General features: G+C 75.3%; 12 protein-coding genes. 6 read left to right on the forward strand and 6 right to left on the reverse strand.

Going from position 1 to position 12,410, the window contains the following annotated elements; translation table 11 throughout:
• From ETD96_RS30745 to ETD96_RS30755, 3 genes are all read right to left on the reverse strand, one after another.
• Window positions 1–782: SCO1664 family protein (locus ETD96_RS30745; RefSeq protein ID WP_138639989.1), on the reverse strand; the 782-nt coding region annotated here is incomplete at its 3' end.
• A gap of 53 nt (window positions 783–835) precedes the next feature.
• On the reverse strand, window positions 836–1,384 hold the full coding sequence (locus ETD96_RS30750) for a DUF3090 domain-containing protein (RefSeq protein ID WP_138639990.1): 549 nt from the start codon (window positions 1,382–1,384) through the stop codon (window positions 836–838).
• A gap of 10 nt (window positions 1,385–1,394) precedes the next feature.
• Window positions 1,395–2,108: an MSMEG_4193 family putative phosphomutase gene (locus ETD96_RS30755; protein WP_138639991.1), complete on the reverse strand. Its 714-nt coding sequence runs from the start codon at window positions 2,106–2,108 to the stop codon at window positions 1,395–1,397.
• Window positions 2,109–2,166: 58 nt separating this feature from the next.
• On the opposite strand from ETD96_RS30755, the gene corA reads away from it, so the two are divergent.
• Entirely contained in the window at window positions 2,167–3,147 is a 981-nt protein-coding gene (gene corA, locus ETD96_RS30760) for a magnesium/cobalt transporter CorA (protein ID WP_138639992.1), read from the forward strand.
• Window positions 3,148–3,198: 51 nt separating this feature from the next.
• Here corA and ETD96_RS30765 read toward each other — a convergent pair whose 3' ends face one another.
• Complete coding sequence (locus ETD96_RS30765; RefSeq protein WP_240808343.1) at window positions 3,199–3,840, reverse strand: hypothetical protein; 642 nt, start codon at window positions 3,838–3,840, stop codon at window positions 3,199–3,201.
• A 130-nt stretch (window positions 3,841–3,970) separates the two neighbouring features.
• Between ETD96_RS30765 and ETD96_RS30770 the strand changes: the two genes are divergently transcribed.
• The 3 genes from ETD96_RS30770 to ETD96_RS30780 all read left to right on the forward strand — a co-directional run bounded on the left by ETD96_RS30770 (window position 3,971) and on the right by ETD96_RS30780 (window position 7,667).
• Window positions 3,971–4,924 carry an aldo/keto reductase gene (locus ETD96_RS30770; protein ID WP_138639993.1) on the forward strand — a complete coding sequence of 318 codons (954 nt, stop codon included), beginning with the start codon at window positions 3,971–3,973 and terminating at the stop codon, window positions 4,922–4,924.
• Complete coding sequence (locus ETD96_RS30775; RefSeq protein ID WP_240808344.1) at window positions 4,921–6,840, forward strand: AAA family ATPase; 1,920 nt, start codon at window positions 4,921–4,923, stop codon at window positions 6,838–6,840. The genes ETD96_RS30770 and ETD96_RS30775 overlap by 4 nt, the downstream gene beginning before the upstream one ends.
• 164 nt (window positions 6,841–7,004) lie before the next feature.
• The gene (locus tag ETD96_RS30780; RefSeq protein ID WP_138639994.1) at window positions 7,005–7,667 is read left to right on the forward strand and encodes a hypothetical protein; all 663 of its coding nucleotides are present in this window, start codon (window positions 7,005–7,007) and stop codon (window positions 7,665–7,667) included.
• A 95-nt stretch (window positions 7,668–7,762) separates the two neighbouring features.
• Here the strand turns inward: ETD96_RS30780 and fabI are convergent, their stop codons facing one another.
• Both fabI and ETD96_RS30790 read right to left on the reverse strand, forming a co-directional pair.
• A complete protein-coding gene (gene fabI, locus ETD96_RS30785) occupies window positions 7,763–8,548 on the reverse strand; it encodes an enoyl-ACP reductase FabI (protein WP_089325951.1) in 786 nt (261 codons plus the stop codon).
• Window positions 8,549–8,552: 4 nt separating this feature from the next.
• Window positions 8,553–9,257, reverse strand: a complete 705-nt coding sequence (locus ETD96_RS30790) for a beta-ketoacyl-ACP reductase (protein ID WP_138639995.1) — start codon at window positions 9,255–9,257, stop codon at window positions 8,553–8,555.
• 166 nt (window positions 9,258–9,423) lie between these two features.
• Here ETD96_RS30790 and ETD96_RS30795 point away from each other — a divergent pair, with 166 nt between their 5' ends.
• The gene (locus tag ETD96_RS30795) at window positions 9,424–10,923 is read left to right on the forward strand and encodes a TldD/PmbA family protein (RefSeq protein WP_138639996.1); all 1,500 of its coding nucleotides are present in this window, start codon (window positions 9,424–9,426) and stop codon (window positions 10,921–10,923) included.
• 5 nt (window positions 10,924–10,928) lie between these two features.
• Window positions 10,929–12,308: a metallopeptidase TldD-related protein gene (locus tag ETD96_RS30800; RefSeq protein WP_138639999.1), complete on the forward strand. Its 1,380-nt coding sequence runs from the start codon at window positions 10,929–10,931 to the stop codon at window positions 12,306–12,308.
• Window positions 12,309–12,410 lie beyond the last annotated feature (102 nt).

Consider the following 12,410-nt stretch of genomic DNA (forward strand, 5'->3'; position numbering starts at 1 on the left):
GGCCAGTGGATGGCGGGCCAGTCCTCCGGCGGGTAGGGGTGGATGCGGTGCTTGAGCATCAGCTCGACGCGGCGGCGGGTGGCGTCGACCTCCTCCGCGGTGAGCAGCTCGGCGAGGCGGGCGCCGAGGGCGCCGCCGCGCAGGCCGGCCTCGACCCGGCCGAGCGCCTCCAGCGCCTCGGGGGTGAGCGGCTTGCCGCGCCACTGCCACAGCACGGTGCGCAGCTTGTACTCGGTGGAGAAGCACACGCCGTGGTCGCAGCCGTAGACATGGCCGTCGCCCGGCGGCAGCAGGTGCCCGATCTTGCGGTCGGCGTTGTTGACGACGGCGTCGAACACCGCCATGCGGCGGATCGCCTCGTCGTCGGAGCGCGACAGCGCGACCAGGTCGACGTCGGGGTCGGGCTCGACCCACAGCTGCACCATGCCGGGCCCGTAGGGGCCGTCGCGGTGGACGGTCGGCGGGACGGTGCCCCACCCCATGACCTTGGACACCTCGTAGGCGGCGACCTCCCGCTCGGCGAGGGTGCCGTCGGGGAAGTCCCACAGCGGGCGCTCCCCCGCGACGGGCTTGTAGACGCAGTTGGCGGCGGTGCCGCCGTCCTCGATGGAGCAGTACAGGGTGGCGTTGGACGCCTGGACGAGGCGGCCCTCCACGCCGAGCCGCCCGGCCGACAGCAGCCGCTCGGCGGCGGCCGCGTCGCGGGGGGAGACCGGGCGCGCGGGCACGTCCCGGCCGGCGTCGCGGCCGGCGGGCGCCCGGTCCCGGGAGGACTGCGTCATGCGTTCATTCTCCCGGCCGCGTCGTCCATGATCCAGCACGATGAGGGCTCATCTCAGCCCATGTAGCCGTTCTGGCGCGGGCACACGTGCCCCTCGCCGTCCAGCGGCAGGCCGCACAGCGGGCACGGGGGGCGTCCGGCGGCGACGACCTTCAGCGCGCGCTCGGCGAACGCGCGCGCCTGCGCGGCGCTGATCCGCACCCGCAGCACCGCGATCGCCGGGTCGTCCTCGCCGACCTCGGGCTCCTCCTCGGACTCGGTGACCTCCTGCGCCTCGATGACGACCTGCTCGTCGTCGGGGTCCCAGGCGAGCGCCATCGTGCCGACCCGGAACTCCTCCTCCACCGGCTGGTCGAGGGGGCCGTCGTCCTGGAGCTCGGCGGGGGTGACGGCGGGCACCGGGGCGTCGCCGCCGCTGCGCCGCAGCACCTCGTCCAGCAGCTCCTCCAGGCGCTCGGCGAGTAGCGTCACCTGGAACTTCTCCAGCCCGACGCTGGTGACCCGGTGGCCGGAGCGGGCCTGCAGGTAGAAGGCGCGGTCGCCGGGGCGGCCGACGGCGCCGGCGACGAAGCGCTCCGGCGGGTCGTAGGAGATGACGGGCATGACACCGACCCTACGCGCCGCCGCCGACGGGCGCGTCACCCGCACCGAGTCCGGCTTTTCCGGAACCTTCCGCCGGCGGTCGCGGAACCAGCGCGGCGACATCGCCGCCGGTGTCGTTGACGCGGACCACGAACGGGCGCGTCTCGGTGTAGCGGATCACGGTGAGGGACGCGGGGTCGGCCTGGATCCGCTGGAACTGGTCCAGGTGCAGGCCGAGCGCGTCGGCGACGACGGCCTTGATGATGTCGCCGTGGCTGCACACCGCGTAGAGGGCGTCGGGGCCGTGCTCGGCGGCGACGCGCTCGTTCCAGTCGCGGACGGCGGTGACGGCGCGGTGCTGCGCGGCGGCCAGGGCCTCGCCGTCCTCGCCGGGGAAGCGGACGGCGCTCGGGTGGGCCTGCACGACCCGCCACAGGGGCTCCTCGGCGAGCTCCTTGAGGGGGCGGCCCGTCCAGTCGCCGTAGCGGACCTCGCCGAACCGGTCGTCGGTCTCGACCTTCTCGATGGGCGGGGCGTGCCCGGCGGCGAGCGCCGCGGCGGTCTCGGCGCACCGCTGCAGCGGGCTGGACACGACGGCGGCGATCGGGAGCGGCGCGAGCCGGGCGGCGAGCGCGGCGGCCTGGGCGCGGCCGCGGTCGTCGAGGCCCACCCCGGGCGTCCAGCCGGCGAGCACCGGGCCGGTCATCGCGGTCAGGCCATGCCTCACCAGGAGAAGGGTCGTCACAGCGGCCACTCTAGGAGATGCCGGGCATTCAGGCGGCGGGCGGCGCGGATGCGCGACAATGCGTGCCGTGATCGTGGACAAGGCCATCTACGCGGGCGGGACGCGCCGCGACATCGACGGCGACATCAGCGACGCGTTCGACCTGGCCCGCGAGGACGGCGAGTGCTTCCTGTGGATCGGCCTGTTCGAGCCCGACGAGGACGAGTTCGAGCTGGTCAAGGACGAGCTGAACCTGCACCCCCTGGCCGCCGAGGACGCGGTGTCGGCGCACCAGCGGCCGAAGCTGGAGCGCTACGGCGACACCCTGTTCGTGGTGCTGAAGACGCTGTCCTACCTCGACGAGACCTCCGACATCGAGGTCGGCGAGATCATGGTCTTCCTCGGCCGGGACTTCGTCGTCACCGTCCGGCACGGCGCCGGGAACCCGCTCGGGCCCGTCCGCAAGCGGCTGGAGGAGGACGCGGAGCTGATCGCCCACGGCGCGACCGCCGTGCTGTACGCGGTGTGCGACGAGGTCGTCGACCGGTACGGGCTGGTCGCCCACGAGGTGGAGGTCGACATCATCGGGCTGGAGCGGGCCGTGTTCGACCCGGGCGCCCGAGACGTCACCGCCGCCATCTACTCGCTCAAGCGGGAGGTGCTGGAGTTCCGCGGCGCCGAGGACCCGCTCGTGCCAGTGCTGCAGGAGATCGTCAAGGGCCGCGTCGCCGAGTGCGGCTCGACCCGCGAGTACTTCCGCGACGTCCTGGACCACCTGCTGCGCGTGGACGAGCAGGTCGACGCGCACAACGAGCTGCTGAACAGCGTGCTGACCGCGCATCTGGCGCTGCTCGGCAAGCAGCAGAACGAGGACATGCGCAAGATCTCCGCGTGGGCGGCGATCATCGCGGTGCCGACCGCGATCGCGGGGATCTACGGGATGAACTTCGACCACATGCCCGAGCTGCACTGGAGCTTCGGGTACCCGCTGGTCATCGCGGTGATGGCCGTCGCATGCGTGCTGCTGTTCCGGCGGCTGCGCAAGAGCGGCTGGCTCTGACGCCCCGCGCCGGGGGTCCAGGCCGCGGGGGTCTAGTCCAGGCCGCGGGGTCTAGGACGGTGGCTGGGACGCGTCGTCGCGGGAGGGCGTCGGGGCGGCGAGCAGGACGGCCCACAGGTGCGACTCGGCGCCCCGCGCCTCCAGCCGCCGCCGCATCCGCTCCACGCCGCCGCGCGTGGGCAGCGCCAGCCACACCAGCAGCGGGTAGCCGACGGCGAACCCGGCGAGGAACACCGCCTCGCTGTTGCCGGCCATCGCCAGCGGCAGCCCGAGCAGGATGACGCCCTCGGCCAGCGCGAACCGCAGCAGGACCGCCTGCCGGAACACCAGCAGCGCCGCGCGGGCCGCCACCGCCGGGTCGGCGGGCGCGGCGCCCGGCGGGATCGGCCGCGGCGCGAGCGGGCCGGCCGCCAGCGCGACCAGCGCGGCGGCGGCGAGCGGCGCGTACAGCCACGGCGGCGCGTCCCCGCGGCCGTCCTGCACGATCAGCGGCATGATCGCCAGGATGAGGACGGGCGCGGCGAGCAGCACCAGCATCATCGCCCGCAGCCGGCCGAGCTCGGTCCCGGCGCGCAGCGAGGCCAGGTACCCGGGGTCGTCGCCCGGCCCCGCGCCGAACACCGGCGCCACGTCCGGGCCGCCGTCGCCGTCCGGCGACTTCGGCGAGTACATGGAGAACGGGGGTGGCGCCATGGCTGCGCACTTTAGCCCGGCGGCGGCCCCCGGCAATAGAGCTCACCAGGATCTTCGCGCCGGACGAAGATCCACGCGGCGGGCCGCTCGCTTTCCGCGCGCCGGGCGCGGACCGCTACATTGACCGCCTATGAAGGAGCGTCACCTCGGGAGGAGCGGGCTGCTGGTGTCCCGGCTGGGCCTCGGCACCATGACCTGGGGGCAGGACACCGACCCCGACGAGGCCGCGGCGCAGCTCGCCGCGTTCGTGGACGCCGGGGGCACGCTGATCGACACCGCCGACGTCTACACCGGCGGCGTCGCCGAGCGGATCCTCGGGCACCTGCTGCGCGAGACCGTCGACCGGGACGGCCTGGTGGTCTCCACGAAGGCGGCGATCCGGCCGAACGGCCGCTACGACGGGTCCCGCCGGCACCTGCTCGGCGCCCTGGACGCCTCCCTGGACCGGCTCGACCTCGACCACGTCGACCTGTGGCAGCTGCACGTCTACGACCCGGCGACGCCGCTGGAGGAGACGCTGTCGGCGCTGGACGAGGCGGTCGCGTCCGGCCGCACCCGCTACGTCGGGGTGGCCAACTACGCCGGCTGGCAGGTCGCCAAGGCCGCCGCGTGGCAGCGCGCCTGGCCGGGCCGCGCCCCGGTGGTGTCGGCGCAGGTGGAGTACTCGCTGCTGGCCCGCGACATCGAGCGGGAGGTCGTGCCGGCCGTGCTGGACGCCGGGGCGGGGCTGCTGCCGTGGTCGCCGCTCGGCCGCGGCGTGCTCACCGGCAAGTACCGCACCGGCATCCCCGCCGGGTCGCGCGCCGCCGCCCCGCACTTCGCCGACTTCGTCTCGCCCTACCTGGACGAGGAGTGCGCCCGGATCGTGGAGTCGGTGGTGACCGCCGCCGAGGGCCTCGGCCGGTCCCCGCTCGCGGTGGCGCTGGCGTGGGTCCGCGACCGGGAGGGCGTCGCCGCGCCGATCGTCGGCGCCCGGACCGCCGCGCAGCTCGGCGCGATCCTGGAGAGCGAGGACCTGACTCTGCCGGCCGAGATCCGGGGGGCGCTCGACGACGTCTCCGACACCGCGACGGGAAGCCCGTGACCGACATCCCCGAACCCGCATCCGACCAGCCCTCCCCCGCCGAGCGGGCCGCCCGCGCGGCCGCGGCGCTGCGCGCGGCCGAGGCCGCCGCCGGGGCCCTGGACGACCGCGCGCCCGCGGGCGCGCCCCCCGGGCCCCAGGGCGCGCCGCCCGGGCCCGCCCGGCCGAAGCCGGCGCCGCCGGTCGCGGCCGGCCGGAGCGCGCACGACGGGCTGGCCGCCCTGACCGAGCTGTTCGCCGCGGCGGGCGCGCCCGCGCCGCTCGCGGCCGGCGCCCTCGCCCGGCTCGGCCCGGACGCCGCGGACCGGCTGCGCGCCGACCCGTGGCTGCTGCTGCGCGTCCCCGGCGTCCGGCCCCCGCAGGCCGACCACTTCGCGCGCGCCGTCCTCGGGGACGCGGCGGGGCCGGGCGACGTGCGGCGCGGCCGGGCGCTGGTGCTGCACCTGCTGACCGAGGCGGCGCGCGCCGGGCACACCGTCACGCCGGCCGCCGACGTGGTCGCGGCGCTGGAGCGCGCCCGCGTCCCGGACCCGCGCGCCGCCGTGGAGGCCGCGCTGGACGAGGCCGAGGTCCTCTCCCTCACCGAGGAGCCGGAGTTCGACGAGGAGTCCTTCGCCGAGGACGCGGAGCCGGAGGAGCCCGAGGAGATGCTCGGCGCGGCGCGGTGGGCGCTCGCGGAGGAGGCCGCCGCCGAGGGGTTCCAGCGGCTCACGCTCACCGCCGCGCCGCTGCTGGACGACGCGGCCGTCAAGGAGCTGCGCGACGGGCTGCCCGAGGACCGGTCGCTCGCGCTCACCGCCGCGCTGCGCACCGGCGTCAGCGTCCTGCGCGGCGGCGACGCCGACGGGCTCGCCGCGGCCGCCTCCGGGATCGCCGGCGCCGCCGCGGCCGCCGGGCTGCGGGTCGCCGTCGCGGCGCCGACCGACCGCGCCGCCGCCGGCCTGCCCGCCCCCGAGGGCGTGGCGGTCACCGGCCTGCACCGGCTCCTGGAGCCGCGGGAGGCGCCCGGCGGAGGCGTCGTCTACGGGCGCGGCGAGCAGCACCCCCTCGACCTCGACCTGCTCGTGGTGGCCGACGCGTCGGCGCTCGACGTCGAGCTGTGCGCGGCGCTGGCGGAGGCGTGCCCGGACGGCGCCCACCTGGTGCTGTGCGCCGAGCCCGGCGCCGCGCCGCCCGCCGGGCCCGGCCGGCCGCTGGACGACCTGGAGGCGTCGGAGACCGTCCCCGTCGTCACGCTGGACGCGGCGCCGCCGTCCGGCCCGCTCGGCGTGCTCGCGGCGGCGGTGCGCGGCGGCGACCTGCCCGCCGTGGACGCGCCGGACCGGGAGGTCGTCATCGTGCCCGCCGCCGACCCGGGCGAGGCGGTGCACCGGGCGGTGCAGCTGCTCACCGACTCGATCCCCCGCGCGCTCGGCATCCCCGCCGAGGACGTCCAGGCCGTCGCGCCCGCGGCGGGCGGCCCGGCGGGCGCGGGCGCGCTCAACGCGGCGCTGAAGGCCCGGCTGAACCCCGGGCCGGGCGCGTTCGGCGGGATGGACCCCGGCGACCGGGTCGTCGTGGCCGCGCCGCTCCCCCAGGCCGCGGTCGGCGAGACCGGCACGGTGACCGGCGGCGGCCCGCACGGCCTCGACATCGACTTCCCCGCCGGGCCGGCCACCGTCGCCCCGGCGGACGCGGCCCGGCTGCGGCACGGCTGGGCCGTGCCGGTCGCGCTGGCGCGCGGGACGCGCCGCCCCGCCGTCGTGGCGGTGCTGCCCGCCGAGGGGCTGTCGCGGCCGCTGGTGGCCACCGCGTTCGGGCTGGCGCGGCGGCACCTGTCGGTCGTGCAGGCGGCCGGGCCGGCGCTGGCCGCGGCCGTCCGCGAGGGGGGTCCGGCGCCGCGGCGCACCCGCCTGGCGTCACTCGTCGCCCAGTGAGGCCCGCCGAGGCCAACGCGAGGTAAAGAAACCACCGTGTCGCGGTTTACGGGCGGGCCCGTATGGGACACGATGTCAACAGGGTCGGGCGCGTGAAGGCCCTGCAGGGCAGCGGTTTCAGGCACGCCGGCTGTTTCAGGCACGGCATCGGGTGGAGGAAGAACATGCCCCAGGGGCTCAGGCGGCTCGGTTCGGCTTCGGCGGCGGTCTCGGCGGGGGCGCTCGTCCTCGTGCTCGCGGCCCCGCCGGCCGACGCGGCGGCGGCGCAGGAGTGCACGAAGGGCACCGACCCCGAGAGCACGATCGAGAACTGGAAGTGCAACCTCGGCAACCTGCGCGAGGCCCTCACCCCGAAGACGCCGACCCCGACACCGGCGCCGACGAAGACCACCGCGAAGCCGGCACCGAAGAAGACCACCTCGCAGAGCACCAAGAAGTCCACCGGCAAGAAGACGGCGGCCAAGCCGCGCCGGCCCGCCGCGCCGCCGAGCGGCGCCCGGGCCGCCGACCCGTCCGGGCCGTCGCCCATGACCGGCGGCGCGGGCCTGCGGCCCTACAACGGCCAGGTCCCGGCCGCCGGGCTGCCCGGCGTCCTGCCGACCCCGGAGATCGCCGCGGACCCGAGCGCCTACCGCACCGGCGCCGGCGGCGCCGCCCCGATGCCGCAGACCCGGCTGATCTCCCCCGTCGCCGCCGGGTCCGGCGCGGGCCAGGACAACCGGCAGCTGCTGCTGGTCGCCGCCGCGGCCGGCGCCGCTGGAGCGGCCGGAGCCCTCAACCTCAGCGCCGCCGGACGCGTCCTCCGCCGTCGGCGCGCAGGCCGCTGACACCCGGCCCGGGGCACACACTTCCGGCACGCCGACACGCGAAGGCCGGCGCCGGTGCGACGAGCACCTGGCGCCGGCCTTCGGGACGTCCGGGGCTAGTACGCGCCGCCGATGGCGTGGATGCCGCCGTCGACGTGGACGATCTCGCCCGTGGTGGCGGGGAACCAGTCCGACAGCAGCGCCGCGCAGGCGCGGGCCGTGGGCTCGCTGTCCTTGATGTCCCAGCCGAGCGGGGCCGCCTTCGGCCACATGTCCGTCATGCCCTCGAAGCCGGGGATGCTCTTGGCCGCCATCGTCGCCAGCGGACCCGCCGCGACCAGGTTCACCCGGATGCCCTGCGGGCCCAGGTACTTGGCCAGGTAGCGGGCGCACGACTCCAGGCCGGCCTTCGCCACGCCCATCCAGTCGTACACCGGCCACGCCTTCGTGGCGTCGAAGTCCAGGCCGACGACCGAGCCGCCGTCCTTCATCAGCGGCAGGCACGCCATCGTCAGCGACTTCAGCGAGTACGCCGACGCGTGCACGGCGGTCGCCACGTCCTCCCACGGCGTCTCCAGGAACGCGCCGCCGAGCGCGGTCTGCGGTGCGAACGCGATCGCGTGGACGACGCCGTCGAGATGGTCGAAGCCCTGCTCGCGCAGGTTCCCGGCCAGGGCGTCCAGCTGCTCGGCGCTCGTCGCGTCCAGCTCGATCACCGGCGGCGGGTTGTCCGGGCCCGTCGGCAGCCGCTTCGCGGTCCGCGCCGTGAGGGTCGGGCGCGGGTAGGCGGTCAGGACGACCTCGGCGCCCTGCTCCTGCGCGACCCGCGCGATGTGGAAGCCGATCGAGGCGTCGGTGAGGACGCCGGTGACCAGGATCCGCTTGCCTTCGAGAATGCCCATGCCGTCAGTGCCCCATTCCCAGTCCGCCGTCGACCGGGATCACGGCCCCGGTGATGTAGGCGGCGTCCTCGCTCGCGACGAACCGCACCGCCTTCGCGATCTCCTCCGGCCGCGCGATCCGCCCGAGCGGGACCGCCGCGGTGATGGCCTTCTGCTGGTCCTCGCTGAGCACCGCCGTCATGTCGGTGTCGACGAACCCGGGCGCCACCACGTTGACCGTGATGTTGCGGGAGCCGAGCTCGCGGGCGAGGGACCGGGCGAACCCGACCATGCCCGCCTTGGACGCCGCGTAGTTCGACTGCCCCGGCGACCCCATCAGCCCCACGACCGACGACACCAGCACGATCCGGCCGGACCGCTTGCGCATCATGCCCTTCACGGCCCGCTTCGCGACCCGGAACGAACCCGTCAGGTTCGTGTCGAGCACGGAGGTGAACGTCTCCTCGCTCATGATGGCCAGCAGCGTGTCCTTCGTGATGCCCGCGTTGGCGACCACCACCTCGACCGGGCCCTGCTCGGCCTCGACCTTGGCGAACGCCGCGTCGACGTCCTCGGCGTCCGTCACGTCGCACCGGACGCCGAACAGCCCCTCGGGGGGCTCCCCAGACCGGTAGGTGACGGCGACCGCGTCGCCCGCCGCGGACAGCTCACGGGCGATGGCGAGGCCGATGCCCCGGTTACCGCCGGTCACGAGGACAGAGCGACTCATCAGGACCCTCTCGTCGACTTGCGTGCTCAGAAGACGTTCGTACTCGGAAGACTGGGCACGACCCTAGCGGCCCCCACCGCGCCCTGCGGATGTGCCGAACCGACAAGAACCCGCGACCCGCATTTGTTCTCGGCCCCGCGCGGGCGCGGCGGGTAGGTTGCGGAAGGTGCATGACATCGATCCCGCCTTCACGGCGCTGCCGCTCCGCGCGCTGGCCGACGCGGCCCTCACCCGGGCCCGCGAGCTGGGCGCCGAGCACGCCGACTTCCGCCTCGAACGCATCCGCAGCCAGACCCTCCGGCTCCACGACGCCGCCCTGGAGACCGCGCTGGACGCCGACGACGTCGGCCTGTCCGTCCGGGTCGTCAAGGACGGCACCTGGGGCTTCGCCGCCGGCATCGACCTCACCCCCGACGGGGCCGCGCGCGTCGCCGCGCAGGCCGTCGAGGTCGCCGCCGTCGCGAGGCCCGTCAACCGCGAGCCCATCGAACTCGCCCCCGAACCCGTCCACGGCGAGCGGACCTGGGTGTCGTCCTACGAGACCGACCCGTTCGACGTGCCCACCGGCGACAAGGTCGCACTGCTCGCCGGGTGGAGCCGCCGGCTGCTCGGCGACGACCGCGTCGACCACGTCGACGCCACCCTGCTGCAGGTCAAGGAGAACAAGTTCTTCGCCGACCTCGCCGGGACCGTCACCACCCAGCAGCGCGTCCGCCTCCACCCCGTCGTCAACGCCGTCGGCATCGCCGGCGGGCTGTTCGACACCATGCGGACGGTCGCGCCGCCCGCCGGATACGGGTGGGAATGGCTGACCGGGGACCACTGGGACTGGGACGGCGAACTCGCCCGCATCCCCGAGATGCTCGCCGAGAAGCTCGCCGCGCCGACCGTCGACCCCGGCTCCTACGACGTCGTCGTCGACCCCTCCAACCTGTGGCTGACCATCCACGAGTCGATCGGGCACGCCACCGAACTCGACCGGGCCCTCGGCTACGAGGCCGCCTACGCCGGCACCTCCTTCGCCACCCCCGACAAGCTCGGCGCCCTGCAGTACGGGTCCAAGGTCATGAACATCACCGGGGACCGCACCACCGAACACGGCCTGGCCACCATCGGCTACGACGACGAGGGCGTGCAGACCCAGTCCTTCGACATCGTGACCGGGGGCCTGTTCACCGGATACCAGACCGACCGGCGCATCGCCCGCCTCACCGGCGCCGCCCGCTCCAACGGCTGCGCGTTCGCCGACGCCGCGTCCAGCATGCCGATCCAGCGGATGGCGAACGTCTCCCTCAAGCCCGCCGACGGCGGCCCCTCCACCGACGAGCTGATCTCCGGCGTCGACCGCGGCATCTACATCGTCGGCGACAAGAGCTGGTCGATCGACATGCAGCGGTACAACTTCCAGTTCACCGGCCAGCGCTTCTACAAGATCGAGAACGGGCGGCTCGCCGGGCAGCTCCGCGACGTCGCCTACCAGGCCACCACCACCGACTTCTGGAACTCCATGGAAGCCGTCGGCGGCCCCCAGACCTACGTGCTCGGCGGCGCGTTCAACTGCGGCAAGGGCCAGCCCGGGCAGGTCGCGCCCGTCAGCCACGGCTGCCCGTCCGCGCTGTTCCGCGGCGTCAACATCCTCAACACGCTGAAGGAGGCCGGCCAGTGACCACCATGCGGCCGCAGGAGGCCGTCGAACGGGCCCTGTCGCTGTCCCGCGCCGACGACTGCATCGTCATCGCCGACGAGACCAGCACCGCGAACCTGCGGTGGGCGGGCAACACCCTCACCACCAACGGCGTCACCCGCTCCAGCCGGCTCACCGTCATCGCCCTGCGCGAGACCGCCGGCGGCGTCGCCGCCGGCGTCGTGTCCCGGTCCGCCGTCGGCGCCGGCGGCATCGAGGAACTCGTCCGCGCCGCCGAGGCCGACGCCGCCGGCAACGAACCCGCCGAGGACGCCGCGCCCCTCGTCACCGAAGGCCCCGCCGGGGCGTCCGGCTGGGACGACGACCCCGCCGAGACCGGCATCGGCGTGTTCGAGGGCCTCGCGCCCGCGCTCGGCGAGGCGTTCGCCGCCGCGCAGTCCGCCGACCGCCGCCTCTACGGATTCGCCAACCACGTCCTCACCTCGACGTTCCTCGGCAGCTCCGCCGGGCTGCGGCTCCGCCACGACCAGCCCACCGGGCTCCTGGAACTCAACGCCAAGGGCGCCGGCGGCTCCGCCTGGGCCGGCGTCGGCACCCGCGACTTCACCGGCGTCGACGTCCCCGCCCTCACCGCCGACCTCGCGCGGCGGCTCGACTGGGGCGAACGGCGCGTCGACCTGCCCGCCGGGCGATACGAGACGATCCTGCCGCCGTCCGCCGTCGCCGACCTCATGATCTACCTGTACTGGTCCGCGGGCGCCCAGGACGCCCACGACGGCCGCACCGTGTTCAGCGCCCCCGGCGGCGGCACCCGCGTCGGCGAACGCCTCGCCAGCCTGCCCGTCACCCTGTCCAGCGACCCCGCCGCGCCCGGCATGGAGAGCAGCCCGTTCGTCGTCGCGCACGCCTCCGGCCGCGAATCGTCCGTCTTCGACAACGGGCTCCCGCTCACCGCCACCGACTGGATCCGCGACGGGGAACTCACCTCCCTCACCCAGACCCGGCACTCCGCCGCACGCACCGGGCTCCCCGTCACCCCCGCCATCGACCACCTGGCGCTGGTCGGGCCGGACGGCGGCGCCACCCTCGAGGAGATGGTCGCCCGCACCGAGCGCGGGCTGCTGCTCACCTGCCTGTGGTACATCCGCGAAGTCGACCCGCAGAGCCTCCTGCTCACCGGGCTCACCCGCGACGGCGTCTACCTCGTCGAAGACGGCGAAGTCGTCGGAGCCGTCAACAACTTCCGCTTCAACGAGAGCCCCGTCGACCTGCTGTCCCGGATCGCCGAGATCGGCGAGACCACGGCGACACTGCCGCGGGAATGGTCGGACTACTTCACCCGGGCGGCGATGCCGGCGCTGAGAGTGGGCGACTTCAACATGTCGACCGTCTCTCAGGCGTCTTAGGTGTGGGGGGGCGACCCCCCACGCCCCCCGGTGCGGGGTGGCCGGTGCCTTGCGGGTTCAAGGCGACCAAGGACGGCACCTGGCGCGCGTACACCCCGGCGA

Source organism: Actinomadura geliboluensis (genome assembly GCF_005889745.1).
In the GTDB taxonomy this organism is placed as follows: Bacteria; Actinomycetota; Actinomycetes; order Streptosporangiales; family Streptosporangiaceae; genus Spirillospora; species Spirillospora geliboluensis.